The organism is Pacificoceanicola onchidii, from assembly GCF_004804335.1.
Lineage (GTDB): Bacteria > Pseudomonadota > Alphaproteobacteria > Rhodobacterales > Rhodobacteraceae > Pacificoceanicola > Pacificoceanicola onchidii.
In genome coordinates this window covers 1-26172 of record NZ_SRXY01000014.1, presented here as the reverse complement: position 1 = coordinate 26172, position 26172 = coordinate 1, and the positions used below count along the sequence as shown (strand labels likewise).

Here is a 26172-nt window from a genome sequence, read left to right as displayed (position 1 = left end):
ATGACCTCGCAAACCTATGACGCCATTGTTGTCGGCGCAGGGCCGGGGGGCGCGGCCAGCGCCATCCTGCTCGCCCGGCAGGGGCTGAACGTCCTCGCCATTGACCGCAAACCCGATGAGGACACGTACAAAAAAGTCTGCACCACCTTTATCCAGCGCTCTGCCCTGCCGGTGATCGAAAAGCTGGGCCTGAAGGAAAAGCTCGACGCCGCAGGCGCGATCCAGAACGCCTGCGAGATCTGGACAGAATACGGCTGGATCAAAGACGAGGGCGCGGGCGATCCCTCCACCGCCCACGGCTATTCGGTGCGCCGCAAGGTGATGGATCCGCTGCTGCTCGAATTGATGCAGGCCGAGCCGACCTTGACGCTCGAACTGGGCGCCACGCTGACCGAATTGCACGCCGATGAAACCGGCACCTTCTGCGGCCTCACCTACGCCACGAAGGACGGCCCGCAAACCGCCCACGCGCGTCAGATCGTTCTGGCCGATGGGCGCGGCTCCCCCGGTGCCAAACTCGCAGGCGTGCCGACAAAAATGCGCGAAAACAATCGCTTCGTGTATTATTCCTACTACGAGAACATGCCGCTCAAGACGGGCAAAACCGCGCAATTCTGGCAGACCGGCCGCGACATGGGCTTTGCCTATCCGTTCGACGGCGATCTGACGATGCTCTGCGCCTTTGTCTGCGAAGAGGACTTCCCCGAATGGAAGGCCGACCGCCGCACCGCTCTGGAATCCTTCTTCAAGGATTTGCCAAACGCGCCCGATCAATCCACCGCCACGCCCGCCTCGGAAATCCGCGGCATGCGCAAGCTGCACGATTACTGGCGTCCGGCCACCTATCAGGGCCTCGCGCTTGTGGGCGATGCCTGCATGAGTTGCGATCCCATGTCCGGCGTCGGCTGCGGCTTTGCCATGCAGGCCGCCGATTGGATGGCGGAGCGGGTTGGCCCGGCGCTGGTTTCCGGCAAGGGCCACGCCGAGGCGCTCAACGCCTATGCCAAACAGCACAAATCCATGCTGGCAGGCCATGAGTATTTCATCCGCGATGCCTCTTCAGGGCGCGAGGCGAACCTTCTGGAGAAACTCATCTCCCGCGCCGCCGTCCGCGATGCCGTGGTCGCCCACCGGGTGCACCTCTTTGTCGGGCGTGTGATCAAATGGCAGGAGTTCCTCTCGCCGGGCACGCTGGGCCGGATCCTGCTCGCCAACCTGCGCGGGGCTCCGCGCACCGCCCCGGAGCTGACCCATGTTCGGGGTTAAGTCCCTCGCGGCCCTCGGCCTCCTCAGCGCCACTGCGGCGCTGGGGATCGCCGGATACCGCGCGGACATCCCCTATTCCCAGGTCAGGATCGCCTATCAGACAGAGGCCTCCCGCTTCACGCAAGTGTCCGGCGCAACCCTGCATTACACCGATCAAGGCACCGGCGAGCCGCTGATCCTCCTGCATGGGTCGGGCGCAGAGCAAGGCGCTTACGCCGCGCTCGGCATGGCTCTGACAGACAAGGGCTACCGCGTCATTGCGCTCGATCTGCCCGGCAGCGGCCTGTCCCTCGCGGGCCCCGACACCGGCTTTCACAACCGTGACAACACGGCCCTGCTGATCGCCTTCCTTGCGAAGATCGGCGTGCAACCCAAGGCCATCATCGGCCATTCCACCGGCGGTCAGATCGCCTGGACGCTGGGCATCGACGCGCCGCAGGTGGCGGACAAGCTGGTGCTTCTGGCCCCCACCGGCCTGCCCACGCCCAGCCCGCTGACCTGGAAGATCGCGCAAACCCCGGTCCTCGGGCCGATGCTCAAGAACGTCACGCCCGAGTTCATTGTCCGCGAAAATCTCAAGGACGCTGTGTTTGACGAGACCAAAATCACCGACGCGCAGGTCACCCGCTACCACGATCTCCTTCTGCGGGACGGCGCGCGCGATGCGCTCTTTGCCCGGATGAACGCGATCAGCTTCGAGCGCGCCGATGAGCTCAGCTGCCTGACGCTGCCGACCCTGCTGATCTGGGGTGAGGAAGACATCTGGCTGCCGCTGCCGCTCGCCTCCGAATTTCAGGCGCAGATCCCTGCCGCCGACCTCATCACCCTGCCTCTGACCGGTCACAACCTGCCGGAAGAAGCAGACCCTGCCGCCCTCGCGGCGCACATCACCGACTGGCTGCAACGCCAGACCAAACCCGCAACCTCAGGTGCCGCGCCCTGCCCGCATGCGCTCGCCTCGAACTGAAGGAGAAAGACCCATGTCCATCCTCATCACCGGAGCCACCGGCTTTGTCGGATCGAGCTTCCTCGCGCGGCTCCTCGCCAGCCCCGAAGCGGAAGGCCGCCAGATTTTCACCCTGCAACGCGCCTCGGACGATCAGGCCGAGCGCCTTGAACGCGCCCTCGCCCGCGCCTGCCACGCGGTGAACCGCTCGGATGCCACGCCTGCGGGCCTCGCCAAATCCGTCACCATCCTGACCGGCGACGTGACCCAGCCGCGCTTTGGCCTGTCCGGGGACGCACAGATGCAGCTCACCCGTGGCAAGATCAGCGAAATCTGGCACATCGCCTCCGAGCTGTCCCCCGCCAGCGCCGAACAGAACGTCACTGCCGCCAAGGCGCTGGCCGATCTGGCCCAGGCCCTTGGCGTCAAGAAAGTGCGCTACCTCTCCACGGCCTATGTCACCGGCAAGGGTGAGGTCACCTGTGACATCACCGATCCCAAGACCGGCAACACCTTCAACAACGCCTATGAAGAGAGCAAGGCGCAGGCGGAAGCCATCCTGACCGAGGCCGCGCAAACCCACGGCTGGCGTCTCACCCTCCTGCGCCCTTCGATCATCGTGGGCGCCCGCGACAGCAAACTGCCCGCCGGTTCGACCAGCGCGCTTTATGGCGTGATCCGCGTGCTCGCCGCCAAAGCCCGCAAGCTGGCCGACAAAGGCGAGACGCCCCGCGTCAGCCTCGCCTGTGGCAAAGGTGCTCTGAACCTGACGTACATCGACCGCGTCATTGACGTGATGATGGAGGAGCTGGCTGACACCACGCTGAACGCCGCCGTCAAAACCCGCTTTATCGGCGGCTCGAACGTGCCGGTCAGCACCCTCGTCGCCGCCCTGCGCGATCGGCTTTCCCTGCGCATCGTCTGCACCGAAGACCCCGCCAAAATTGACCCGGCCGACAAATCCCTGAACGAGGCGCTTTCCTTCTTTGCCCCCTACACGCTGGCCTCCAACAGCAAGACCTTCACCGGCGAAGTGCTGGAGGAACAGGACAAGATCTACGAGATCGACGCGCTCAACCTCATAGAGGCCGCCGTCAACGAAGCCCGCAATGGCGCGCTCATGGACCGGATGCAGATGATCCACCTGCAACGCGCCTCCGGCGGGCCGGTGGTGGCCTATGTCAACCGCGACTACGACGAGACCCGCGAGACCGTCATGCTGGTCAACGCCTACGGCATGCCCGCAAACGCCCTGCACCCGCTGATCACCTCGCTCGGCAAACAGGGCTTCAACACCGTCACCTGGGATTGCCGGGGCCTGCCGGATCGCGGCTTTGACCTCGCCACCGAAACCGGCCTGTCGATGAAAGACCATTTCGACGATTGGGAACTCATCTCTGCCGCGCTTGGCATCCGCCAGATGCACCTCATGGGCTGGAGCACCGGCGCGGTTGTGGCCAGCCACATCGCAGCCAAGGCCCCCAAACGCATCACCAAACTGGCCCTGATCAACGGCAGCTTCATGCACCGCAAGGCCGAGCTGACGCCTTTCCAGAAGAACCTCAAGTCGATCATGCCCAAGGTCGCCGTGTCCATGTCCATCGCCAAGGTGCTGTATAATTCCGTCTTCAAAGAAGACCGCAGCGCCATGGTCCGCCTGTTCACCCGCGACATTGCGAACAAGGCGAACGAGGCCATGTCCGTGACGCTCCCACACGAGAAACACATCGTGCAGGGCCTCACCGCCAACCCCGATCAGGTGTTCCGCTACGCCCGCCTGATCCGCGCCTTCATCAAGGAAGACCCGATGGACTGGCTCGGTGAGATCAAGGCCCCCACGGCGCTGTTCACCGGCGCAGGTGACATCACCGCCCACCCGCGCGGCTCTTATGACGCGTCTTGCGTGATCCCCGGCGCGCGGCTGCATGTGGACAACGAAGCCACGCACCTCTCGCTCTATTCCTCCCCCGATTTCATCGCCGAAATGGTCGGTTTCCTCACCGGACAATCCGCCCCCGATGGCGCTCAGAGAAAGGCTGCCTGAGATGGCCCGTTATATCGTCACCGTCACCCCGCCAACGCCCAACGGCGATCTGCACCTCGGCCACCTCTCTGGCCCGTTCATGGCCGCCGACGTCATGCGGCGCGGGCTGGAGGCGCAGGGCCATGAGGTTCTCATGGTCTGCTACTCGGACGACTATCAAAGCTACATGCCGCGCAAGGCCGAGGCCATTGGCCGCGATCCTCAGGACTACGCCGCCCTGATGCACCGCGCCATCACCCTCTCTGCCGATCTGGCGGGCTGTGCGTTTGACGCCTTCCCCTCCTCCGGGGACAACCCGTGGTTCGCGGAAAGCGTGAACCACTACCTCGATTGCGTGTCTGACGATCTCACCCGCGAGACCGTCAAGGTCCACTACAGCGAAGCCGACGGCAAATGGGGCCATGAGGCCTTTGCACGCGGCGACTGCAACCACTGCGGCGCAAGCACCGACGCCTCGCAATGCGAAAACTGCGCGGGCAAGCCTGATCCTTTACAGATGACGAACGTCACCAGCATCACCACCGGCCTGCCCACGGTCCTGCGCGAACAGGAGGCCACCGTCTGGCACCTTGGCCACCACTTCCCGGAACTGGCCAAGCGTCACGCCGCACGCCCCATGCGCGATGACCTTCTGCACTTCCTTGCCGAGAACCTGTCCAACACCGCCGACACATGGCCCATCACCCGCCCCGGCGACGCGGGCCTGCCCGTGGCGCGGTTCGGGGGTGAGCCGGTCCACACATGGTTCATGGGCCTCGCCGGCTACCGCGCCGCCGTCAAAGCCCACCTCGAAGACGCCCCGCAAAAAGGCCGCTTTGCCGATTGGTGGTCGCCGTCCACGGAACTGATCCACTTCCTCGGCTTTGACTGTTCCTACAGCCACGCCGTCGCCTACGGGGTTCAGCAAATCTGTGACCCGGACGGCCCGCAGCTTGGCACCTTCCTGACCAACCGTTTCCTGAAACTGGACGGCGATGATTTCTCCACCAGCCGCGGCAACGCCATCTGGATCAAGGACGTCACCGGCCAATACCCGCTCGACGCCATCCGCCTCTTCACCGCGCTGAACGCCCCCGAAGAGCAGGTCGAGAACTTCTCGCTGGCGGAGTTCAAGGATTGGGTCACAGAGGTCTACACCCCGATGAACGCCGCGATCCGGTCCGGCGCAGGCACCCCAAGCGCCACTTGGGAAAGCCACCCTGCCGCGCTCGCTGCCCGCGCTGCGCAATCGCCAGAAGCCTTCTCCATGCAGCGTCAGGCGCGAGCGATCATGGCCCTCTTTGAGGCGATCCAAGCCGCCCCTGCCGCCAAACAGCCCTCCGGCTATGCCACCCTCGCGGCCCTCGCCGCCCCCATCATGCCCGGCCTCACCGCCCTGAAAACCGAAAGCAAGACCCATGAACTCGTTTGAATACGCCCCGCGCAAAGTCTCCTTCCTCGGCACCCACGAGATCGGCGATCACCGGCTCAAGGTCTACTCGCTCATCGCCCCGTCCTACGGCAACCCGCCCGTCCCCTCGACGGAGAAAATCAAGGAGCTTCTGGGCAAAGGCCTGCCCGACCCGGAGCTTGAAGAAGATCACAAGATCGGTTTCGGCATCCTGCACTGGGCGGGTGATGGCCTCTATACCCTTACCAACACGTGGTACGACGCCAACATGCTGCGCCTGCGCGCCTTCCTGATCGACGAGTTTGACAGCGCCGAGCCCAAAATGGAGAGCCTCGACCACCTCAACGTCATCACCTGCGTCTGGGAGCTTGAGATCTACAAATACGAGCGTGATCTCTGGGTCCGCTCCGTGCTCGAACAAAAGCCCGCCGAGCTGACCGACGCGGTGCTCGCCGATTACCTCTCCCTCGGGTTTGAGGGGTACGTCTGATGATCCGCGCCGCAAAACCCTCCGATATGGCCCAATTGGTCAAACTCATCGAAGCCCACGCCGCCTATGAAGGCTTCCCCTTCCAACACGGGTTTCCGAACCGCGCCGGGCTGGAACGCCTTGCCTTCGGGCACAGCACCCGCCTGCTGATCTGGGTGGCAGAGCAGGACGATCAGCTGATTGGCTACATGAGCGCCACCGTCGATTACTCCACATGGAACGCCGCCGCCTTCCTTTATCTCGACTGCCTCTACCTGACCGAGGCCGCCCGCGGTCTCGGCCTTGGCAAGCAGATGATGGAGACGCTCGATCTCTTCGCCGCCGAACGGGGCATCCCCGCCATCGAATGGCAGACCCCGCCGGACAACGCGCTCGGCCTTGGCTTTTACCGCCACATCGGCGCGCGCGAACTGCCCAAACGCCGTTTCACCCGCTCGGTGCCGAGCCTCTTCGAGGAAAGGGCTGTCGCATGACCCATCTCGCCGCCATCACCGCCGATCATGGCCTGTTCGATCTGGGCAACCTGCTCGCCTACGGGCTTGAAAACACCCCGGACAAAGACGCCATCACTGACGGCAAGCAAACCCTGAGTTTTGCCCAGCTTGAGGCCCTCGCATGGCGCATCGCGTCCCGCCTGCGCGCCCATGGCACAAACCCCGGTGATCGCGTAGCCGTCATCGCCACCAAATCCGCGCTGATGCCCGCCCTGGCTCTGGCGATCTGGAAATGCGGTGCGGTCTATGTGCCGCTCGATCAGGACGCGCCCGTGGCCCGGCTTGATACCCTTGTTGCGCGCATTCGCCCCTCCTGCGTGCTGGCGCTGGAAAAGCCCTATGCCGCCGCCATCTGCCCGGTGATCCAGCCCGAGGAAATCGCCGCGCTGGCGGCCAATAAATCCACGCCCAAACCCTTCGACATCCCGGCCCGCGCGCCGGATGATCTGGCCTATATCATCTTCACATCGGGCAGCACCGGCACACCCAAAGGCGTTGAAATCACGCATGAAAACCTCTCGCGCTATTTCGTGGCGCACAATGAGGTGCTGCGTTTTACCCCCGCCTCCCGCGTGCTCAGCTTTGCCCCCTTCCACTTCGATGTCTCGATCGAAGACACCCTCCTGCCGCTCGCCATTGGCGCGTTTTCCTACCAGTACCGTGGCCTCTATATGGGCGCGATCATCCGCAAGATCATGGCGAGCCAGAAGATCACCCATATGATCGCCGTCTCGACGATCCTCACCCTGATCTCCACCCCGCTGCAAAGCATCGCCGCCAGCAGCTTCCCGGAATTGGAAATGGTGATGACCGGGGCCGAAGTCTGCGATCCCAAGATCATCAACACTTGGGTCTCTGCCCTGCCGAACGCCCGCGTGATCAACGCCTATGGCCCGACCGAGGCCACGATTGTCTGCCTCTGCCATCACATTAAGGCCGCCGACACCGGGCGCGAGGCCAGCTTCCCCATTGGCACGCCCCTGCGCGACGTCTCGCTCCTCTTGCTCGATGAAGACGGCAATGACGCAAACGAAGGCGAGCTTTGCATCGGCGGCCCGCTGGTCATGGCCGGTTATTTTGAACGCCCGGACCTCACCGCCGAGGTGATCTTTGAACGGGACGGCCTGCGCTACTACCGCTCCGGCGACATCTGCAAACGCCTCGATGACGGGACCATCCAATTCGTTGGCCGCCGCGATGATGAGGTAAAGCTCAAAGGCAAGCGCATTCACCTTGGCGAGATCCGCCAGCTTGCGCTCTCCCTGCCGGGCATTGACCGCGTTGCCATCGGCCTTGTCGAGCGGCGCGAAAAGGAGATTGCCCTGATCGCCTTCTCCGAAGACGCAGGTGCCCTGCCCCGCCTGCGCCAATACCTCGCCATGCAGCTGCCCGCCTACATGCGGCCCACGATCCTTGCCCAAGGGGCGGAAATCACCCTCAGCACCTCCGGCAAGACCGACGAGAAAACCCTACTGAAACGTCTGCAAGCCGCCGCATCGGACACCACCGCCGCCGCCTTCACCATGCAAGACACGGGCCTCTTCGCCCCCCAGACAGCCGAGAAAACCCATGCCGAATGATCTCATCCACCACGCCCTGACCAGTGAAATCGCCGCGCGCCGCCCTGATATCGACGCCGCCGCCCTGCGCGATCCCGCCGCCACGCTGAACGATCTGGGCATCGACAGCCTGATGGTTGTTGATCTGATCATGGAGTTTGCCGAGCGCTACGGCGCGGATCTCGAAACCGTCCTTGATGGCGTTGAGCCGCCGCAAAGCCTCGCCGATTTCACAGCCCTCCTCTCCACCTTTCAGCAAAAGGCAGCCTGACCCATGGAATTGATCCGCAAATTCTCCCGCGACAAACTGCACTATGAATATGGCCTCGACGGCATCCGCACCTTTCCCTGGGACGGCATCGAGCCGCCCTTTGGCGGTGGCTACTGCATCGTGCGCCCCGGCGACGACACGCTGGCCCATGTGAACAGCCCCTCTGATGAGGACGAAATGTTCATCGCCATTCAGGGCAGCGCCGAGGTCATCCTTGACGGCAAATCCTCGCACATCTCCCAGGGTGACGTGGTCATGATCCCGCGCGGCATGGACCATTTCATCCGCAACAGCACCGACAAGCCGTTTCACTTCTACACCGTCTGGTGGAGCAGCGAAGACGTCGCCCGCTACCAAGCCAATGAGGCCAAAACCAAAGAGAAAGCGGAGGCCGCGTGATGGAAGACGTCGTCATCATCGGCGGCGGGCTGTCCGGCTCCTCTCTGCTCTACGCCTGCCAGCAAAGCGGCTTTTCCGCCGTGATGCTGGAGGACCGCGTGGTCGGCGGGGCCGGAGCAACGGCGCATTCGCGCGGCATGGTCCGGGTCTATGATCCCCAGCCGGAGCTTGCCGAATACGCCGTCGCCGGGCTGCGCTTCTGGCGCGAGTTCGGAGCCGAGCACCCGGAGGTCTACACCCCCATCGGCCTCGCCTATTTCCTCAAGGACGAAAACGTCCAGACCGCCGAAAACTTCCTCGCCCGCATGGGCAACGCCTGCCCCGACATGGAGCTTGTCCCGGCCGAGGCCGTTGAGGACCGCTGCTCTGCCCTCAACCCCCGCTTTGCCCGCGACAAACGCGTCGCCATCTGGGAGCCGCACGCCGGTCACATCAACCCCCGCGTCGCCGCCCGCGCCCTGACCGACCGCGCCCAAACCATGGGAGCCTCCGCCGTCGAAGGCGTGCGCGTGTTGCGCGTTGTCCCGCATAATGGTCACATGCGGGTCGAAACCGGCTTTGGCGGCCTCAATGCCCGCCGCGTGATTGTCGCCACCGGGGCCGCGCCGCACCTTCTCGATCGCCCGCAAGCCGTGGAAACCCGCTCCATCGTGCTGTCGTCCTTCACCTCATCACAGGAAAAACACCCTGCCGTCTGCCTCATCGACGAAGAACAGGGCTGCTATCTGCGCCCCGGCCAGCCCGGCCATTTCTACGTCGGCGGCGCGGCCCCTGCCCGCTCCGCCATGCCGGAATCGCTCGATGTGGATGAACCCACCGCCATGGCCCAGAACACCGCCCACCGCCAATCGCTTCTGGAAAGCGACGATTACAACGCCCTTTCGCTGCACGTCGGCCACGATGGCTACACCGCCGACTTCCTGCCCTACCTTCAGGAGCCGGGCGAAGACACCGCCGGGGCCTTCTGCGGCTTCTCCGGGCGCGGCGCAAAATACATACCGTCGCTGGCGCAATCGCTCGTTTCCTCTTGGAAAGCAAAGGGCGCGCTATGATCCGCATTGCCGCCGTCGCCTGCCTCGATCCCGCGCGCTCGATCCACACCCCCACTTTCCTGCGGGCGGTGGAACTGGCGCAGGATCATGCCTTGCCAAAGGATGTTCAGATCACCCTCTTTGACGATCTCGCCAGCGCAGGCGGGGCGGCGCAGGCCGCGCGCCAGATCCTCTCTTTCCGGCCCCACGCCATCGTCGGCCACTTCGCCTCTTCCGCCGCGCAGGTCGCCGCCCCGCTCTATGCCATGGCCGGTCTCAAGCTTTTCCTGCCCGCCGCCACCCGCGCCGACCTCACGCAGAACGCCACAACCTATCGCATCTGCGATCATGACGCCGCTTATGTCGATTGGCTCTGCACAGAGGTCAAAACCCCGATCCACGCCGCCCTCTCCGACGGCTCCGCCCATGGCGATTCCGTTGTTCAGATGGTCCAGCAAAGCCCCACCTTCCAGCCACAAAGCGCGCCGGACACCGTGCTGATCTCCGGCCTTTACGCCACCTCGCTACAACTCGCCGCCAAAACCCGCGCCCGCCATATCATCCTGACCGATGATGCCGACGCGCCGACCCTCGCCGCCGATCTTGCCGCCGCGGGCCTGGATCTGACACAGACCAAAGTCACCGTCGCCGCGCTCGCCCCCAAGCCGCGCGGCCCCATTGCCGAGGCCATCCTGCGCGCCAATCCCGCCCCCGGCACGTACGCCTGGGAGACCATCGCCGCGCTTCAGGTTGCCGCCCAGCGAGGCCCCACGTTCGACACCGTGCTCGGCCCACTGACGTTCGACACCCGGCGCGAGGCGAACCCGCGCAGCTTCACGCTCAAACCCGTCACACCCGCCCGCCAACCCGCCTGAGGACAGCCCATGCACGCCGATTTCCGCAAACTCGCCGCCTTTCGCCGCATGTTCATGAAAGGCAATCCTCAGGATGCGCCGGACTATGGCCGCGCCGCCGCCGCCACATGGGCCGCCCGCAGCGCCCCTGCCCTGCCCGACACGGTCCGGGTTGAGCATGCGCGTTACGGCCGCCGCCTCATCCCCGCACAATTCGGGGCCGATCCGATTGTCTACATCCACGGCGGCGGGCTGGTATATTACGACACCGAGGTTTTCACGCCCTTCCTCGCCCAGATCGCCGCACAAACCGGGCGCACCGTGCTTGCCCTCGACTACCCCAAGGCGCCCGAAACCAAAGCCCCGCTGATCCGCGCCCACCTTGAAGCGACCCTGCGCCAGATCACCGCCCGCCATCCGCGCATCACGCTGATGGGCGACAGCGTTGGCGGTTTGCTGGCGGCGCAGCTTGCCCATATGCCCGGCGTTACCGATCTGCATATGCTCTATCCGGTCACGGATCTTGCCACGGATCCCGCCGATCCCTATGGGACCGGGCACTTCCTCGACACATCCATGATGGATTGGTTTTATACCTTTATCACGCCGCTCGGCGCGGCCCCTCTGACCTTGCCCCGCACATCGGTCCACATCGCCGAAGCCGACATCCTCGCGCCGCAAGCCCGCGCCTTTGCTCTGAAATCAAACGCCAAAGTGACAGAACACCCCGGCCTTCCGCATGACTTCTGCCTGTTCAGCGGAGCCAGCAACGCCGCCGCAACAGCAGTCAGCCAGATCGCAGATTTTCTGAAGGTGAAGGCTTATGCCTAGTCTGACCGCACCAACCGGCGCGCATGCGCCAAGCCCGACCTCCCCCCCGGGAGGGCTTTCTGGCGATGTCCTGCAACAAATGCGCGACAGCAAGGCTTTCAAATACAACGATCAGAACATGTGCATTGATCGCCCACCCGAGGTCGGGCTTGGCGCATGCGGCCTTCAGCTCAAGCGATCAAATCAACCCCATCTGGGACGCTTTCGCCACGGCTTGCGCCAGCGAAACCGAGTCCAGCTTGATGCGCGCCACCTTCAGATAACTGCGCACCGTATGTTCGCTCAGCCCGAGGATAATCGCGATCTCCGTATGGGCCTTGCCCTCGGCGGTCCACTTGAGGCACTCGCTCTCGCGCGGGGAAAGCTGCGGCAGCTCTTCCATCTCGCTGAACACTTCGGCCAGCGCCTTCATGTGCAGATCTTCCGCCAAACCCTGCAAGGCCTCACCGTTCTCTTCCAAAAACGGCTTCCAGGTATCCCCGCCCTGCGCTTGTTGCGCGTTGAACGACAGGATGCTGCGCCGGTTCACCGGATCGCGGTAGCTGACGGTAAAGCCGGTCTGCCCAATCCCCGAGGCAATCGCCTTTTCCATCAACTGCATCTGCGGCAGATCAAGCGTGATCTCGGACCAGCAGAACGGATCATCCGTGCCTTCGGCGTGCATCAGAACCGGGTCGATCTTGACGAAATCATTCATCAGGTATTGCGCCACCCAACCGTCGGGATAATTCGTACGCACATAAGGCGTATTGTTCGCCTCTTTACCATTGCGGAACAGGTGCAGGGTAAAAAATTCGACCTCGAAAAAATCGGTCAGAAGCGCAATCGACTCCTGAACAGAGCCAGACAAGATAATATCACTGCGCAATTGCATGAAGCGTTCCGTTTCGACCAATATTTCGACCCCCTGTTCGCATTACAGCGTTTCGAGAAATCTCCCGAACTGAGGATCGCCAATGTCCCAAGAGCGCCAAAGGCGCGGCAGAGTATTGGCGATACAAAGTCATCTCGAAACGCATTCCGGGATCGTTTGCGGATTACCTTCCGTAAGTCAATATCCTTTAGGTTGCATAACCCGGATAACTTTAGACACCACGGCCCGCCCCCTGAAATGCGGCAAACTTTCGCCTAAAAATTAGGCAAAATGAAAACACAACTCCGGACCATTCCGGCGGTCAAACCTTAAGGAAGGTAAACAAAACCTTAAAATCGCGCCACCCCTCAATTGTGCGGGGCGGAATCGAGGCGTTCAACTGCGGGAATTTTTACAATGATCTGAGAGACATAGCGTCGAGGCACCAGCGAATAGGAGCCTCACATGTACATCTCGATCCAGCCTCACCAGCACACCGAAAACGCCGATCTTCTCACCGCTTTTTACCGCCTGCGCAAGTGCGTGTTCTTTGATCAACTGGAATGGGATGTGCCGGTGGACGGCGACATTGAACGGGATGAATATGATGACATTGGAGCAACTTACCTCATCTGGTGCAGCGATGACCGCCAAACAATCTACGGGGGGTTGCGCCTGCTGCCAACCTCCGGCCCGACCCTCCTGCACGATGTGTTTTATGCCACCCACGGCAACAACCCCGGCCTGGCCCGCCCCGACGTTTGGGAAGGCACCCGCATGTGCGTGAATGAAGCCGCCCTGAACCGCGATATGCCGGGTCTCGCTCCGGCGGATGCCTTCAATACACTCTTCGTGGCGCTTTGCGAAATGGCCGTCGGTCTGGGTATTTCCCGCCTTGTGTCGAATTTCGAGGCCAGCATGTCCCGCGTCTATCGCCGCGCCGGTCTGAAGTTCGACACCCACGGCTCGGCGCATGAGTATGGCCGCCGCCCGGTCTACTGCGCCTCTTTCGAAGTGAGCGAAGACATCCTTGACGATCTGCGCGATCGTCATAACCTGTCTGGCGAGCTTCTCGCGGATGCTCCGATCCCCGCCGTTTCCCTGCCGCCCGCCGCGCTTGCCGCCCTGCCCTCCATGCGGGTCTGAAACCCGCCCCTTTGACCACTGTGAAAGCATCCCATGCTGAATGTCCTACTGGAAATCCTTGAGGCGCGCCCCGACGCCTACACCCGCGCCCTCGCCGCCGCCGAAGAGCACATCGACCGCAGCGGCGGCGCCTGGGCCGGGGTCGGAACCAAGGGCAGCGTGCTGCTGCTCAAGGCCGGCAGCTACGCCGATCCGCTCCGCAGCGAGCCCTATATCCGCGCTGGCACTGCCCTGCTTGATGCCGCTCTGGAACGCGCCCGCGACATGACCGGCACCGAGGCCCACGCCCTGCGCTTCGTCGCGGGCTGCGCCTATGCCGCCGCCGCCACAGCAGGCAAGCCGGAGCACTACGATCTGGCACGGGCCAATCTGGCGGAATCGGATTTCGGCCGCGAAGACTTGCCGGACTGGTGCGCCGACTGGTGCGCGGTGCTGCTTTCCGAAGCGGCGCGGGAAAGCGGCGATCCGGAGGCGTCCAAGGCCTACTTCCAGCAGGTCTCCGAACGCGATCCGAAACACGCGGCGCAGCTCTACGAGACATGGGCGGGCCGGAAGGGGTAGGGCCGCAAAGCAATTGCAAACCCCATCCCAAACCTGCCAGTCTGCGGCGCATGACTGTCCCGGATCTTCCCGCCCTGACCGATGGCTTCCTGACCATGCCAGAGCAGCGCCCGCTCTGGGGCGGCACCCGGCTCACCGCGCGCTTTGATCTGGCCCGCTATCACCGGGATCTGTTCGATGCTCTGGACATCACCTTCCCCGAACGCCTCTCCCGCGCCGTGGACAAGCGCCGGGCCGAGTATCTCGCGGGGCGCACCCTTGCCCGGCTCGCTCAGGAATCCCTCGGCCACGCGCCCGCGCAAATCCCCAGCGCCGACAGCCGCGCGCCGCTCTGGCCGGATCATCTGACCGGCTCGATCAGCCACGCCCGCGGCCATGTCGCCTGCCTGCTGCTGCCCGCCGCCGAAGGCCACCCCGGCATCGACATCGAAGCCATCGCCACCGGCTCCGCGCTTGAGGCCATCACCAAAACCGCCCTTTGCGGCGTGGACGGCGATCACCTGACCGCCGCCCCCCTGCCCTACAGCCAAGCCGCAACCTTGCTCTTTTCCGCCAAGGAAACCCTGTTCAAGGCGCTGCATCCCACGGTTCAGCGCTTCTTCGGCTTCACCGCCGCCACCCTGACCGCCCCGCCCGCCGGGCAGACCCTCACCCTTGAACTGACCGAAGACCTGCACCAAACCCTGCCCTCCGGCACCCGCTTTGCCGTGCACTATGAAATCGCCCCGGACCGCGTGCTGACCTGGATGCGGGCCTGAGACGGGCCTACGCCTGCGCCTCAGCCCAAGGACTTCAGATACGCCGCAATCTCGTCCTGCCCCAGGTACGCCGCCCATCCCAAAGGCGTCGAGCCATTGTGAATGTCCGGGATCGACAGATCGGCCCCACCGTCCACCAGAGCCTTCACCGTGTCCAACCGCCCCATCGCAACCGCCGAGTGCAGCGGCGTGCAATGGCTGTGCCCACCCGGCGGGTTGTAGCGGTTCGGGTCAGCCCCCGCCGCGAGCAGGCTCTGCACCACTTCCGTGCGCCCGGCATTGGCCGCCAAAGCCAGGGCCAGCTGCAAAGCCCCCTCCCCGGCCCCGACCGCCAACCGCGCCACCGCCGCGCGCTCATCCAGCGCCGCCGCCGCAGGCAGATCCAAAGCCGCACCGCAGTCGATCAGAACCCGCGCCGCGTCAAATTCCTCATGCGCCAAAGCCGTGTGCATCGCCGTCGCCGGATCCGCCCCATGCTTGCACAACAGCCGCAACAGCGGCCCCTGCACCCCGGCCTCCCGGCACACCCGCCCCGACGCCGCCAACCCAAGCGTTTCGGTCAACGCTGCAAGGTTCTCCTGCGCGCCCGCCGCCAGAAGGATCTCGGCAATGGCAATCGCATTTTCCGGCAGCCGTTCCTGCCGCGTCGGATTCTCCGGCAGAAACTCCAGCAGCGTCGGCGTCTGGAAGTAATTCCCACCCTCAAAATGCGCCCTCTCACGGATCAGCCCCGGATGCTGCGCCAGATGCGCCGTCAGCCGTGCCGCGTCCCCGGCATCCATGAAATCCAGCGCCTGTTTGAACGGGCCATCCGGCAGCCGGTCATTGTGGGTCAGCACAAGCTCTTCGTGATTGCGCTCCGCAATCACCGCCCGCAGCCGGGGCCACGAGGCATAGCCATATTCACGGGCAATCGACAGCTGCGCATCGCTCAGCGCAAAACTCCGCCCCGGCATCGCGTCATCGGCAACACCGGCGAACTTCGGGTGAAACTCGCGCACCCGTTGATAGGCAGACATGTGCCCGGCGCGAAAATCCCGCAGCAGGTCTTTGGCCTGATGTTTCAGATGGGTCAAATTCGCGGAATCGGGGAGCCATTTTGTCGGCATGGAACTTTCCTTTCCATGGCGGGCCACCTGCATCAGTCGCCAAAAGGTCAGTTCATCTGACAGGTCGTCATAGGGAGTGGACTCGGTCCTTTCCGCAGGCTGGATGCGCCTCCAAACGCCTGCTCAGGATACCGCAGGGCGCGGCTTTTGCAATCCAAAGCCCGCCCTACCCCGTCATCTCCTCCACCGCCGCCATGGCAGAGAACGCCGCGCCGTGGACTGTGGATTGCGCATCGCCCCCCAGCGCTTCCCCGGCAAAGAAGACCTTGCCCGCCACCGGCTCGAGCATCTCCGCCACGTCCCAATCGCTGGTGTTGCCCATGGAATAGCTGCCCCGGATATGCGGCTCCCGGCCCCAGTTCTGCACCACCCCGCCGAGGAATGCGCGCTCTGCCACGGGGCCGAATATCTCGGCCAGTTCCCTGCGCACATCCGCGAGCAGCGCCGCATCCGTCATACCGGCACGCGGCAGCGGGCCATCGGAGACGGTGAACAGACCAAGGATATTCTCTTGCGTCGGTTTGCCGAACGCCGCGTCGTAATAGAGCTTCTCCGCCCAGGTGTCCGACAACACGCGGGCGCGCGATCCCTGAAACAGCATGTCCGGGTAAAACCGCTCCGAAAACCGCATGAACACTTTGAAACCGCTGCCAAAATCAACCTGCTGCAGTTCCTCCAGCGCGGGCGCGAGGCTCTCCGCAAACCCCAGCCCGCCCTGTTTCAGTACCGAGATCGGCACCGTCACCAGCACCTGATCGGTGCGCAGCACGCGCCCATCCGCCAGATGCACCGCCACCCCGGCCCCATCTTCCGCCAGATATTCCACAGCCGCCTTCAACGTCACACGTCCGGCCAGATGCGGCAGAACATGGGTTTCGAAAAAGCCGTACCACGTGGTGTCGTAGAACTTCACCTCCTCATAGGCGTGGCGCAGGGCGTTGAAATCGTTTCGCTTGCCCTTGTGCCAGAACTGGTAGCTTTGCGGGCGATAGTCGATTGTCTCAACCCCAAGGTCCGTCTCCCCCGCGCCCAGCATCCGCCCCAGCACGCCCGGTTCTTCGTGGATCCATTCGGCCCCCAGATCCAGCGGCACATCGGCAAAACCGGTCAGCCGTTTCATCCGCCCGCCAACGCGTGGCGCGGCCTCCAAAACCTGTACATCCACACCCGCCTTGACCAGATGATAGGCCGCCGTCAGCCCCGCGCTGCCCGCGCCAATCACCGTCACATGCCGCGCGCCCTGCGCCCTAAGCAGCCCCGGCGCGCCCAGCAGCGCCGCTCCGGTCAGGCCCAGAAATCGTCTGCGATCCATCCTGGTCACTCCAGCCGCAACCGCAGCACCGCGTAACCCAGCAAAAGCGCACAGGCCCCGCCTGCCATCAAAAACGTCGCCCGAAGCGCCATCTCGCGCCCCAGATCGTTTTCCAGAAGCGACACGCATAGCCCCGCGGCCAAGGCCCCCAAGGGCATCGAGCCCCAGCCGAAAAACCGGTAGATGCTGTTCACCCGGCCCAGCAACGCGCCGGGAATGCGCCTTTGCCGCCAGGACACCGTGATCACGTTCCACAGCATCGCCGCCGCCATCACGCAGAACAGCGCCGCCCCCATGACCACGCCGGACCCGCTCAGGCCGACCACGGCGTAGCCGATCCCCCATGTGGCAATCGACAGGTAGAGGCACATCTGTGTGCCGAGCAGAGCCACCATCCGCGGCGTCAGGAGGCTCCCGCAAATCGCCCCCACCGCCGCCGCCGAGAGCACCCAGCCATAGGCATAGGCCGGCAGGCCCAGAACATCCTGCGCAAACAGCACCTGCACGGTGATCGTCCCCATGGCGATGAAATTCGCCGCCCCCAGCACAATCGCCAGCCGCAGCAACAGCGGATCCCCTCGCATAAAGGCGATCCCTTCCTTCAAAGCCGTGCGAAAATCGCTCTGCACCGGCGTTTTCGGCGCCAGCGAGATCATCCAGACCAGCCCCGCCGCCAGCACCAGCAACGCCGCATCCACGCCAAACGGAATGCCAATCCCAGCCGCGATCAGCACTCCGGCCAGAGGCGGGCCAATGAACTGCCCCGTCAGCTGCTCGCTGCTCCACAGCTGGCCATTGGCCACTTCCAGATCGTCGGCCTCGACAATCGACGGCAGCATGGTCTGCGCCGCGTTGTCCCGCAGCACCTCTGCCGAGCCGAGCAGAAACGCCAGCCCCGCCAGAACCCAGACCGCCCCGGCCACCGGCTCATTCATCGCCAGCATCAGGATCGCCAGCACAATCGCCGCCCGGAGCAAATCCGTGCGCGCAATCAGCTTGCGATGATCCGCCCGGTCAATGATCACCCCGGCGGGCACCGCGAAAAGCAGCCACGGCAAGCGCCCCGCCGCCGCCACAGCCGCAATGGCCACCGCATCCTGCGTCATCAGCGTCGCCAGCCACGGCAGCGCCAGCGCAATCAGCCCGTCGCCCAGATTGGTCAGTGTGCCCGCGCCAAACAGCAGGCGGAAATTGACGTTTCGGATCAGAAGCGGTGCGGCCATGTCGGAACCCCCTTGCACTGCCCCAACTCTCCCCGACCGCCCGCGCAGAAACAAGCGCCGATTAACCACGCTGCACTGCCGACAGCCGTGACGCTTGATGCAAAGACCCCAAGCGGGCAAGCTGATCGGGATAACTTGAATCAAAGGAGTACGATTATGAAGTCTCTCATCGCCTCTGCGGTCCTCGCCGCCGCCGTCTTTGCCTCCAGCGCGGCTCAGGCCATCACCTATACGGTTGACCGCTCCGTCGGCTCCGCCCTGATCACCGGCACCATCGAAACCGATGGCACACTTGGCACGCTCGGCACCAGCAATATCGTCGGGTATTCGCTGACCCTGACTTCAGGGGGTCTGCCGGCCTCGCCGGCGTCCCTGTCTCTTGGCGATGGCGGGTTGTTCTTCATTCAGGGCGATTCCGTCTCTGCGACGGCCACTCAACTGCTCTATGATTTCAGCAAACTCACAAACAACACCATCGTCTTCTCCGGCAATGCGTCCACGAGCTCCGCCAGTTGGTGTCTCGTCAATGACGGTGGCTGCATCGGACAGGGTATTTTCCGCGAATCCGTGGCCTATCTCTCCTCCGGCTGGCAGGGCGTCGGGTCCACACCCTACACCGGCATTGTCGCCTTCGCCTCCACCCTCGCCCCGGTCCCCGTCCCCCCGGCCCTGCCCCTGCTCGGCGCGGGCCTCATGATCCTGGGCTTCGCGGGCCGCAAACAGGCAAAGAAACGCGCCTCGGCCTGACGTCCCCGCAAAAACCGGGCCGCGCCCGGGCAGGCGCGCGGTCCAGCTTTCTCAGGGCCTCAGACTGAATCGGGGCCAACTCGAAACGCCTCAATAATCCAATGACCCCAAGACGCATCATAGAAGACTTCGAAGGACGACACTGGCGGATCGTTTTCTACTTCTTTGCACCAATCATCTTGTTTTCAACCGCCGTTTCGGTGTTCCCAGTACTCATCGAGACCCCGAAACTCTTACTGGGCCTCTCTTTTCTGGGGTCAATGTGGTACGCGTATTTGTCCGCCTGCTTTCTGGCCTCAAGGTAGATACGCCTTCCGACACTCCAAAGCCTTTTAAACAAATAGCCGAACCGTCTTTACGAACCGTCAGCCGCCCCTGTGCCAGAACCGGCCACACGGGAACTCACGGGAAAGACGATGTACGGATTGGTAAACAACGGTATTCGCACCTTCATCCTCGACTCGCACGGGGAGGCCACGTGGCAGGCCATCTGTGACAAGGCGGGCGTCACGGATGAAGAATTTGAAAACATGGCCTCTTATGACGACGGCCAGACCTATGCCCTTGTCGGCGCGGTCAGCGAAACCCTGAGCCTGCCCGCCGAAACGGTGCTGGAGGTCTTTGGCGAATATTGGGTCGGTTTTTCGAAGCAGACCTCTGTCGGCAAGCTGGTCGATCAGGGCAGCGAAACGCTGATCGACCGCATTCGCGGGCTCGACGAAATGCATGAAATGGTCAAGACGACGATGCCGCATCTGAACCCGCCCGGCTTCGATTTCGAAGAACGGCCCGACGGCAATCATCGCCTGCATTATTATTCCAGCCGCGAGGGGCTCGCGCCCATGGTCGTCGGCCTGCTGCGCGGCATGGCACAGGACAGCGGCGTATCGGTTCGGATCAACCAATTGGAATACCGGGGAAAAGACAGCGACCATGATGTCTTCTCGGTTCGGATCGAGAGCGCGGAAGCCTCTTCCGCAGCATGACAGGCGGCTGGCCGTGCGTAACACCCCTCTCTTCAACGCCATCAGCATCACCCCGGAGGTGGTGGAGCGGGTTTTTCCGTTCTATGTCCTGCTCTGCCCGGACGGCACGGTGCAGCACGTCGGGCCATCGCTGGCCAAGGTGTCCAATCAGGACGCGCTGATCGGCCAGCCCGTCAATGAGGCGCTGAAGGTGCTCAAACCGTTCCGGCTGGACCCGGACAAGCGCCTCTCTGACGCCATCGGCCAGCGCCTCGTGGTGGAGGCCCCGGCCCGGCAGGGCACCCTGCCGCTCAAGCTCTACGGCATGGTGGTCAAGGTTACCCACGCCGGGGTCGAACAACTGCTGCTCGCCCTGACACCGGGGGTCAACGCCCGCCGTTTTGTCGAAATCCATGGTCTCAAGACCTCCGATTTCAGCCCGTCCGACGGCAGCGCCGACATCCTGCCCCTGCTCGCCATGCAGGAGGACATGCTCACCGACAGCAAACGCCAGTCCGAAAAGCTCCGCGCCGCCCGCGACGCGGCAGAACATCTGGCCAACCATGACGTGCTGACCGAACGGCCCAACCGCCGTGCCCTGATGAAGCACCTCACCATCGCCCTGTCCCGCACCCCTTTGACCGTGCTGCATATCGACCTCGACAAGTTCAAGGAGATCAACGACACCTTCGGCCACGCCGCCGGCGACGTCGCCCTGCAACACTCGGCCAAGGCCATCCAGTCCGTAATCGGACCCGAGGCCATGTGCGCCCGCCTCGGCGGCGACGAATTTGTCGGCGTCCTGCTCGGGGAGTGGCCGGAGAAAGAGCTGCAGACCCTCGCCCGCGACGTCATCAAGCAGATTTCCGAGCCGTTCGCCTTCATGGACGAAACCCTGACCATCGGCGCCAGCATCGGCCTCGCCCGCGCCCGCCCCGATGATCAGCTCACCCCCGACGACATCCTGCATCGCGCCGACCTCGCCCTGTATGAAGTCAAACGCACCGGGCGCAACACCGCCCTTCTTTGCACGCCGGAACTGTTCTCCGAACACATCGCATTCCAGCGCCTCTCCGCCGACATCCGCCGCGCCCTGCTCGCCCAGGAATTTGTCGCGCACCTGCAGCCTCAGGTTGACGTAACCACCGGCAGGCTCATCGGTTTCGAGGCCCTCGCCCGCTGGGAACACCCGGAGCGCGGTGTTGTCTTCCCGGGGCAGTTCCTCGGCGTGACCGACCGCGCCGGGCTGATCCAGCATCTCGATTCCGAGATCCGCCGATCCGCGCTCAACACCCTGAAATGCTGGGACAAAAAGGGCATCCATGTGCCCAAGGTGTCGCTCAACGTCACCACCCGGGACCTGCTCGATCCGCATTTTCGCGATGTGCTGCTCTGGGATCTGGACCGCCGCGAACTGGACCCGTCTCGCGTCATGCTCGAAATTGTCGAATCCGTCCTCTACGATGACAATTCGGAGCAGATCGCCTTCGCCTGCGAAACCCTTGTTCAGGCCGGGTTCTCCCTCGCGCTCGACGATTTCGGCACCGGCTACGCATCGATCCTAAGCCTGGTGAACCTGCCGATCTCGCTGGTCAAAATCGACCGCGCCTTCGCCGCCGGGGTCGCCTCCGATCCGCGCAAATCCGCGCTTGCGCAGTCCATGGTCGGGATGGCCAGAACCCTCGGCCTCGAAGTGCTGGCCGAAGGCGTCGATGATGAGTCCGACGTCGCCGCCCTCACCGCCATGGGCTGCACCCTGTTCCAGAGCTTCCACTTCGGTCGCCCCATGGCCCCCGATGCCGCGCTCACGTGGATCGGAAGCCACACGCCCGCACCGCCGAAACCGGACGCGCGCGGCACCGCGCGCGCCCCTTAATCATCACTATATCAATGGCTTAACGTGACAGAACCCGCAACCGGCTCTCGAACTCACCCCGGTCCACGTAACAGCCGTGCAGATGCCGCCGCCCGGTGTTCGGATCAAAGGCAGACCGCCCGTGCAGCACTCGCCGGTTGTCAAACACCACCATCTCGCCCGCCGCCAGCTTCAGATGCAGGATGTACTTCGGATCCCGCGTCTTGGCCATGAACAGCTGATAGGCGCGGTAATAGCGCGGCATCAGCTCCGGCGCGATGTCGAGGAAATCCGCCAGATGCGCGTTGAAACAGATCTCGATCACCGCACCGTTTTCGTCACAGGTGATCACCCGCTTGCGCGCGCGAATATCGGTCTCCTCGTCATGGAACCGGAACGGAATGGAAATCTCGCACAGCGCGTCGAAGGCGTCCGGGTCTTCGATCTTCAGATCCTCGGCCACCGCATAACCGTCACAGAACAGCGAGGCACCGCCCTCCGCCTCATTGGCCAGACAATGCAAAAACTGGAAACCCGGCGGCAATTCCTGGTTGGTCAGATCCGTATGCAGCGGCAGCGCCACCGGCGTATAAGCGAGGTTGTTCGGGTTCGGCTTGGAAATCACCTCAAAGGTCTTGCCAAAGTTGGTTTCGCGCAGAAACCCGATGCGCTTGGCCACATCCGTGCCCGCCTCGATGCTGTCCTCCAGATGGTCGACGATGCTCAGCCCGTATTGCCGCGCCGCGATCAGCCAATCCTTGAGCGCGCCATCGTCCGCCATGACAGCGCCCGCGTTGGCGCGGGGAATGCCGGCGGGTGACAGTTCGGCCCGCCAGGCCACAAAACCGGTGTCGGCCGCATCAAACGCCGGCTGACCGGGGCGCTTTGCCCGCAGCCAATCCAAGTCATAGACGCTGGCCGCCTCGGTCCCGGCCCAGATCACGTGCAACGCGTTGCCGGACTGGAATGCGTGGGCGGCGCGCAGGTCAAGCGCAATCGCGGTCAGATCGGTCATCCGCTCCTGCGTCTGAGGGTGGAACCCGGCGGGATCATTTTCGCGCAGCCAGACAAAGGGGAAATCCCCGAACATGTGGTCGGGCCATGTGATGCGCACGTGGGTATTGGCCAGTTCGATCTGAACCGGCGTGGAAGCTGTTTCGATTGTCATAGTGTCTCTCTGAGGTCTGAGTTTTGAAAAAAGGGGGACTCAGATCACAGAGGGCGGCGGCCACCAGTCATAGGCCTTCTTGTAAGGATGACCCGGCCTGCGCCCGAGTTTGGCTGGAATGTCGCGACAGGTTGGCATCAGACTTCGGGCGCTGGGGATTCTCTACGAATCCGGAAATAGTCGGGGATCGGCTTTTCCGTCAAACAAAATCGAAAGGCGGGGTCGGTAAAATCCTGAACGTCCCGCAAGGCCCCGAATTTTCTCTTGATTTTCAATCCCCTGCCGCGCCCACAAGGGAGGTAACCCCACACTCACATATCTCACCCGCCCCGGACCTGATCCGGGGCCTCAACGAAAGGGCGGGCAAACGCACCGCGCGCACCATCCACATAAACGCAACCGATCTGTGATCCGCGGGGAGGTTTCGCCGCGAAACCCCCTGCCCTTTTGGCTTACTTCGGCTTGTCCAGAAGCCGCTGAACCTCTCTGACCAGATCGTCCATCAGCAACGAGTCCACCTGCCTGCCCCCGACCCGGATCATGAAGCCTTTCTCATCCGCATCCCGCCGGATGGTGAAGCCTGTGCTCGTCTTGACCTCCCGCCCGGGGCTGCCAACCGCCCTGCCCTTGCGGCTTGGCCTGCCACCCCGGCGCTCGTCCCGGGCATTGTCTTCAAAGGCCGCCACGATGGGTTCCAGAACATCCCATTCATCCGCCGAATCCGCCGGTGCCGCCTCGCCCAGAGTGTCCCGCAGCGTCCGGTCCGCCCCGCCGCGCAGCGCCGCCGAAAGCCGTAGACCCTGCTTCTCGCTGAGGGCTTCGGGGAAGTTCAAAAGGTCGCCCAATTCTTCGAAGATCACGGCGAAGGATCGGATCTTGGAGCGCTTGGCTTTTGAAGCCATGGCGAACATGCGATCAACGGCCACCTGGGTGCTGGGAAAGACTCCCATTTGCACCGCCAGCGAGACGATCCGCCCCCGTTCAAAGGGGCTGAGGTTCACCCGGATTTCGTTCTCTTCGACCATCGAGGCAAAGGCCTTTTCGAGCGATCCCGGCTCGCGGACGATGGCCTTGATCTTGGCGTGGCGCGGATCGTTCCAGCGTTCATACATGCCGCTGACAGCCTTGTAGCGGCGATAGCCCGAGATGATGCCATAGCGCTCTGGCCCGCCGTCGGTTTCGGAGAGTTCATAGACTTCGATCGGCAGGCGCAGGCCGTTGAGCTCGATGGAAAGCTCCAGCTCCTGCATCTCCTCCCGCGTGATCTGGGCGCGGTCGCGGACCATATCCTCGGCGGCGATTTCCTCGACCGGGATTTCGCGGATCAGAAGACCCGCTGCTTCGGCGTCCCTGAGGGTCTGGGCATCGGCGGAATCGCGGGCCTGAGAGGCGCGGATTTCGGGATCGGAGACAGGGGCCTCGCGGGCGGCTTCGGCGGCGACCTGGGCGATGGGGGCCATGGGAGAGGGGGAGGTTTCGCGGCGAAACTCCTCTTCGAGACGGCTCAGATCCTCGGCGGATGGGGCGGTGAGTTTGCGGCGTTTGGCCATGGGTTACGCCTCCTCTTGCGTTTCCGTTGCGGTATCGTCCGGCATGTTAACGTCACGCCACCATGTGCCAAGGATCAACTCTTTCACCTCCGCCCAGGTTCGGTCAAAGGTCTCGCGCCCGCGCACGTAGGTGTCGCGGTTGAACTCGCGGTAATCGGTCTCGTAGATGCCGGAGACCTGCTCGCCGGCCTGGCCAACCATGGCCGTAAAGTCCTGCCGGTAGGTCGTCATGAAGTCGCCGAAATAGGCCTGAATGACATTGGCCAGATCGGTCTGTTGCCCGGCGTCAAAGCGGGTGATGAGCGCGCGCACCGCGTCCCATTCAAAGCGCACTTCGTCGAGGCCTTCACGGCGGCGCATGGCGTTTTCTCCCTCTTCGATGCTGGCGAAGGTGGAGTAGAGCATGTCAAAAAACCGGCCCGTGGAATCGAATTCGAGGAAAGACGCGCCGAGCGGCACCAGCAGGATGTCAGCGGCGGAAAGCGCGTTGATCGTCAGGTAGCCAAGGGCAGGGGGGGTATCGAGGAAAATCAGATCGTATTCGTCAAGCAGGCCTTCGGATTCGAGGAAGCCGTTCAGAGCGTCCCAGAGCGGCCAGCCACGCGATTGCATCCGCCAGACAGGCACCTGAAACTCGGCCCAGTAGAGATTGAGCTGGGCACCGATGAGGTCGATGTTGGGCCAGTGGGTTTTCTGGATGACCTGTTTCGCGTCGAAACCCAGCGCCTCGGTCAGGGTTTCATCGAAGGGCAGGGGGGCTTGGCCCGCCGCCGCGCGCACGCGGTTTTCGGCCTCCATATGGGTGGCGAAATGTTTGGCGAGCAGGGGGAAGGCGGTCTGCCATTCGTCGGCCACGGTGCCGCCGAGAATGGAGGTCATGGAGCCCTGGCTGTCGAGGTCGATGACAAGGACCTTGTAGCCGTCCAGCGCGGCGGACATGGCGAGGTGCGCGCAGGTGGAAGTCTTGCCCACGCCGCCTTTGAAATTGGCGATGGCGATGGTCTTGGCCGCCGCGCCTTCGGGACGCCAAGGGCGGTATTCACGCGAGGCGCTGCCCTCGGTGGCGAAGTGATCGCGCAGACGCAACACGTCTTCAAGGGTGAACCATTTCGAGCCGCCCTCGCCGGTGCCCTGGGGCAGGTCCGGGTTGGATTTCAGAACGCGGCGGAAATGCGCCGGGGCGACGGGGATCAGATAGCGGCAGATCTCCCAAGTGGAGAAACGGCGGAGGCGCTTCTTGCCGTCCGGCATATAGCCGCGCCGCGCGAGATCATCGCGCCCCTTGGCGGCGAAGGCGGCGGCTTTGGCGAATCGGCCCGTGGTGATAGGCTCAGAGAGCCCTTCGGCGGC

Annotated in this window: 25 protein-coding genes; 18 read left to right on the top strand and 7 right to left on the bottom strand. The window is 63.6% G+C overall.

What is annotated here, in order from left to right:
- Genes E4662_RS23600 through E4662_RS23545 form a run of 12 tightly spaced genes read left to right on the top strand, consistent with a single transcriptional unit; the run spans position 1 to position 11575 of the window.
- Positions 1 to 1266: an NAD(P)/FAD-dependent oxidoreductase gene (locus E4662_RS23600; RefSeq protein ID WP_136444105.1), complete on the top strand. Its 1266-nt coding sequence runs from the start codon at positions 1 to 3 to the stop codon at positions 1264 to 1266.
- Positions 1253 to 2233, top strand: a complete 981-nt coding sequence (locus E4662_RS23595; RefSeq protein WP_136444104.1) for an alpha/beta fold hydrolase — start codon at positions 1253 to 1255, stop codon at positions 2231 to 2233. Before E4662_RS23600 ends, E4662_RS23595 begins: the two co-directional genes overlap by 14 nt.
- A gap of 13 nt (positions 2234 to 2246) precedes the next feature.
- The gene (locus E4662_RS23590; protein ID WP_168798077.1) at positions 2247 to 4256 is read left to right on the top strand and encodes an alpha/beta fold hydrolase; all 2010 of its coding nucleotides are present in this window, start codon (positions 2247 to 2249) and stop codon (positions 4254 to 4256) included.
- A gap of 1 nt (position 4257) precedes the next feature.
- Positions 4258 to 5667 carry a class I tRNA ligase family protein gene (locus E4662_RS23585; RefSeq protein ID WP_168798076.1) on the top strand — a complete coding sequence of 470 codons (1410 nt, stop codon included), beginning with the start codon at positions 4258 to 4260 and terminating at the stop codon, positions 5665 to 5667.
- Positions 5654 to 6136: a hypothetical protein gene (locus tag E4662_RS23580; RefSeq protein WP_136444101.1), complete on the top strand. Its 483-nt coding sequence runs from the start codon at positions 5654 to 5656 to the stop codon at positions 6134 to 6136. Before E4662_RS23585 ends, E4662_RS23580 begins: the two co-directional genes overlap by 14 nt.
- Positions 6136 to 6609, top strand: a complete 474-nt coding sequence (locus tag E4662_RS23575) for a GNAT family N-acetyltransferase (RefSeq protein ID WP_136444100.1) — start codon at positions 6136 to 6138, stop codon at positions 6607 to 6609. The genes E4662_RS23580 and E4662_RS23575 overlap by 1 nt, the downstream gene beginning before the upstream one ends.
- Positions 6606 to 8210 (top strand): amino acid adenylation domain-containing protein, encoded by a 1605-nt coding sequence (locus E4662_RS23570; RefSeq protein WP_168798075.1) that lies wholly within the window; start codon positions 6606 to 6608, stop codon positions 8208 to 8210. Before E4662_RS23575 ends, E4662_RS23570 begins: the two co-directional genes overlap by 4 nt.
- Entirely contained in the window at positions 8200 to 8460 is a 261-nt protein-coding gene (locus E4662_RS23565; protein WP_136444098.1) for an acyl carrier protein, read from the top strand. Before E4662_RS23570 ends, E4662_RS23565 begins: the two co-directional genes overlap by 11 nt.
- A 3-nt stretch (positions 8461 to 8463) precedes the next feature.
- A complete protein-coding gene (locus E4662_RS23560) occupies positions 8464 to 8859 on the top strand; it encodes a cupin domain-containing protein (RefSeq protein ID WP_136444097.1) in 396 nt (131 codons plus the stop codon).
- Complete coding sequence (locus E4662_RS23555; RefSeq protein WP_136444096.1) at positions 8859 to 9911, top strand: NAD(P)/FAD-dependent oxidoreductase; 1053 nt, start codon at positions 8859 to 8861, stop codon at positions 9909 to 9911. Before E4662_RS23560 ends, E4662_RS23555 begins: the two co-directional genes overlap by 1 nt.
- Positions 9908 to 10765 (top strand): type 1 periplasmic-binding domain-containing protein, encoded by an 858-nt coding sequence (locus E4662_RS23550; protein ID WP_136444095.1) that lies wholly within the window; start codon positions 9908 to 9910, stop codon positions 10763 to 10765. Before E4662_RS23555 ends, E4662_RS23550 begins: the two co-directional genes overlap by 4 nt.
- Positions 10766 to 10774: 9 nt before the next feature.
- Positions 10775 to 11575, top strand: coding sequence for an alpha/beta hydrolase fold domain-containing protein (locus tag E4662_RS23545; protein WP_136444094.1), 801 nt, complete (start codon positions 10775 to 10777; stop codon positions 11573 to 11575).
- A gap of 178 nt (positions 11576 to 11753) precedes the next feature.
- Here E4662_RS23545 and E4662_RS23540 read toward each other — a convergent pair whose 3' ends face one another.
- On the bottom strand, positions 11754 to 12449 hold the full coding sequence (locus E4662_RS23540) for a LuxR family transcriptional regulator (RefSeq protein WP_136444093.1): 696 nt from the start codon (positions 12447 to 12449) through the stop codon (positions 11754 to 11756).
- A gap of 444 nt (positions 12450 to 12893) precedes the next feature.
- Between E4662_RS23540 and E4662_RS23535 the strand changes: the two genes are divergently transcribed.
- The 3 genes from E4662_RS23535 to E4662_RS23525 are packed head-to-tail and all read left to right on the top strand — an operon-like array spanning position 12894 to position 14893.
- Positions 12894 to 13574, top strand: coding sequence for an acyl-homoserine-lactone synthase (locus E4662_RS23535; protein WP_136444092.1), 681 nt, complete (start codon positions 12894 to 12896; stop codon positions 13572 to 13574).
- A gap of 33 nt (positions 13575 to 13607) precedes the next feature.
- Positions 13608 to 14135, top strand: a complete 528-nt coding sequence (locus E4662_RS23530; protein WP_136444091.1) for a hypothetical protein — start codon at positions 13608 to 13610, stop codon at positions 14133 to 14135.
- A 50-nt stretch (positions 14136 to 14185) separates the two neighbouring features.
- Positions 14186 to 14893, top strand: coding sequence for a 4'-phosphopantetheinyl transferase family protein (locus E4662_RS23525; protein ID WP_168798074.1), 708 nt, complete (start codon positions 14186 to 14188; stop codon positions 14891 to 14893).
- Positions 14894 to 14913: 20 nt separating this feature from the next.
- Here the strand turns inward: E4662_RS23525 and E4662_RS23520 are convergent, their stop codons facing one another.
- The 3 genes from E4662_RS23520 to E4662_RS24395 all read right to left on the bottom strand — a co-directional run bounded on the left by E4662_RS23520 (position 14914) and on the right by E4662_RS24395 (position 18537).
- Positions 14914 to 16002 carry an ankyrin repeat domain-containing protein gene (locus tag E4662_RS23520; RefSeq protein ID WP_136444089.1) on the bottom strand — a complete coding sequence of 363 codons (1089 nt, stop codon included), beginning with the start codon at positions 16000 to 16002 and terminating at the stop codon, positions 14914 to 14916.
- Positions 16003 to 16168: 166 nt separating this feature from the next.
- Positions 16169 to 17314, bottom strand: a complete 1146-nt coding sequence (locus E4662_RS23515; RefSeq protein WP_168798073.1) for a flavin monoamine oxidase family protein — start codon at positions 17312 to 17314, stop codon at positions 16169 to 16171.
- A 5-nt stretch (positions 17315 to 17319) separates the two neighbouring features.
- On the bottom strand, positions 17320 to 18537 hold the full coding sequence (locus E4662_RS24395) for an MFS transporter (RefSeq protein ID WP_136444087.1): 1218 nt from the start codon (positions 18535 to 18537) through the stop codon (positions 17320 to 17322).
- A gap of 156 nt (positions 18538 to 18693) precedes the next feature.
- On the opposite strand from E4662_RS24395, the gene E4662_RS23505 reads away from it, so the two are divergent.
- From E4662_RS23505 to E4662_RS23495, 3 genes are all read left to right on the top strand, one after another.
- Positions 18694 to 19284: a hypothetical protein gene (locus E4662_RS23505; RefSeq protein WP_136444086.1), complete on the top strand. Its 591-nt coding sequence runs from the start codon at positions 18694 to 18696 to the stop codon at positions 19282 to 19284.
- A gap of 416 nt (positions 19285 to 19700) precedes the next feature.
- On the top strand, positions 19701 to 20270 hold the full coding sequence (locus E4662_RS23500; protein ID WP_136444085.1) for a heme NO-binding domain-containing protein: 570 nt from the start codon (positions 19701 to 19703) through the stop codon (positions 20268 to 20270).
- Positions 20271 to 20283: 13 nt separating this feature from the next.
- The gene (locus tag E4662_RS23495; RefSeq protein ID WP_168798072.1) at positions 20284 to 22125 is read left to right on the top strand and encodes an EAL domain-containing protein; all 1842 of its coding nucleotides are present in this window, start codon (positions 20284 to 20286) and stop codon (positions 22123 to 22125) included.
- 19 nt (positions 22126 to 22144) lie between these two features.
- Here the strand turns inward: E4662_RS23495 and E4662_RS23490 are convergent, their stop codons facing one another.
- The 3 genes from E4662_RS23490 to E4662_RS23480 all read right to left on the bottom strand — a co-directional run.
- Positions 22145 to 23272 (bottom strand): TauD/TfdA family dioxygenase, encoded by a 1128-nt coding sequence (locus E4662_RS23490; RefSeq protein ID WP_136444083.1) that lies wholly within the window; start codon positions 23270 to 23272, stop codon positions 22145 to 22147.
- A gap of 452 nt (positions 23273 to 23724) precedes the next feature.
- Positions 23725 to 24822 carry a ParB/RepB/Spo0J family partition protein gene (locus tag E4662_RS23485; protein WP_136444082.1) on the bottom strand — a complete coding sequence of 366 codons (1098 nt, stop codon included), beginning with the start codon at positions 24820 to 24822 and terminating at the stop codon, positions 23725 to 23727.
- A gap of 3 nt (positions 24823 to 24825) precedes the next feature.
- Positions 24826 to 26172: AAA family ATPase (locus E4662_RS23480; RefSeq protein WP_136444081.1), on the bottom strand; the 1347-nt coding region annotated here is incomplete at its 5' end.

Excerpts from the sequence above, each read along its gene's own strand:
- E4662_RS23600 (WP_136444105.1), top strand. The coding sequence starts at position 1 with ATGACCTCGCAAACCTATGACGCCATTGTTGTCGGCGCAGGGCCGGGG.
- E4662_RS23595 (WP_136444104.1), top strand. The coding sequence starts at position 1,253 with ATGTTCGGGGTTAAGTCCCTCGCGGCCCTCGGCCTCCTCAGCGCCACT.
- E4662_RS23590 (WP_168798077.1), top strand. The coding sequence starts at position 2,247 with ATGTCCATCCTCATCACCGGAGCCACCGGCTTTGTCGGATCGAGCTTC.
- E4662_RS23585 (WP_168798076.1), top strand. The coding sequence starts at position 4,258 with ATGGCCCGTTATATCGTCACCGTCACCCCGCCAACGCCCAACGGCGAT.
- E4662_RS23580 (WP_136444101.1), top strand. The coding sequence starts at position 5,654 with ATGAACTCGTTTGAATACGCCCCGCGCAAAGTCTCCTTCCTCGGCACC.
- E4662_RS23575 (WP_136444100.1), top strand. The coding sequence starts at position 6,136 with ATGATCCGCGCCGCAAAACCCTCCGATATGGCCCAATTGGTCAAACTC.
- E4662_RS23570 (WP_168798075.1), top strand. The coding sequence starts at position 6,606 with ATGACCCATCTCGCCGCCATCACCGCCGATCATGGCCTGTTCGATCTG.
- E4662_RS23565 (WP_136444098.1), top strand. The coding sequence starts at position 8,200 with ATGCCGAATGATCTCATCCACCACGCCCTGACCAGTGAAATCGCCGCG.
- E4662_RS23560 (WP_136444097.1), top strand. The coding sequence starts at position 8,464 with ATGGAATTGATCCGCAAATTCTCCCGCGACAAACTGCACTATGAATAT.
- E4662_RS23555 (WP_136444096.1), top strand. The coding sequence starts at position 8,859 with ATGGAAGACGTCGTCATCATCGGCGGCGGGCTGTCCGGCTCCTCTCTG.
- E4662_RS23550 (WP_136444095.1), top strand. The coding sequence starts at position 9,908 with ATGATCCGCATTGCCGCCGTCGCCTGCCTCGATCCCGCGCGCTCGATC.
- E4662_RS23545 (WP_136444094.1), top strand. The coding sequence starts at position 10,775 with ATGCACGCCGATTTCCGCAAACTCGCCGCCTTTCGCCGCATGTTCATG.
- E4662_RS23540 (WP_136444093.1), bottom strand. The coding sequence starts at position 12,449 with ATGCAATTGCGCAGTGATATTATCTTGTCTGGCTCTGTTCAGGAGTCG.
- E4662_RS23535 (WP_136444092.1), top strand. The coding sequence starts at position 12,894 with ATGTACATCTCGATCCAGCCTCACCAGCACACCGAAAACGCCGATCTT.
- E4662_RS23530 (WP_136444091.1), top strand. The coding sequence starts at position 13,608 with ATGCTGAATGTCCTACTGGAAATCCTTGAGGCGCGCCCCGACGCCTAC.
- E4662_RS23525 (WP_168798074.1), top strand. The coding sequence starts at position 14,186 with ATGACTGTCCCGGATCTTCCCGCCCTGACCGATGGCTTCCTGACCATG.
- E4662_RS23520 (WP_136444089.1), bottom strand. The coding sequence starts at position 16,002 with ATGCCGACAAAATGGCTCCCCGATTCCGCGAATTTGACCCATCTGAAA.
- E4662_RS23515 (WP_168798073.1), bottom strand. The coding sequence starts at position 17,314 with ATGGATCGCAGACGATTTCTGGGCCTGACCGGAGCGGCGCTGCTGGGC.
- E4662_RS24395 (WP_136444087.1), bottom strand. The coding sequence starts at position 18,537 with ATGGCCGCACCGCTTCTGATCCGAAACGTCAATTTCCGCCTGCTGTTT.
- E4662_RS23505 (WP_136444086.1), top strand. The coding sequence starts at position 18,694 with ATGAAGTCTCTCATCGCCTCTGCGGTCCTCGCCGCCGCCGTCTTTGCC.
- E4662_RS23500 (WP_136444085.1), top strand. The coding sequence starts at position 19,701 with ATGTACGGATTGGTAAACAACGGTATTCGCACCTTCATCCTCGACTCG.
- E4662_RS23490 (WP_136444083.1), bottom strand. The coding sequence starts at position 23,272 with ATGACAATCGAAACAGCTTCCACGCCGGTTCAGATCGAACTGGCCAAT.
- E4662_RS23485 (WP_136444082.1), bottom strand. The coding sequence starts at position 24,822 with ATGGCCAAACGCCGCAAACTCACCGCCCCATCCGCCGAGGATCTGAGC.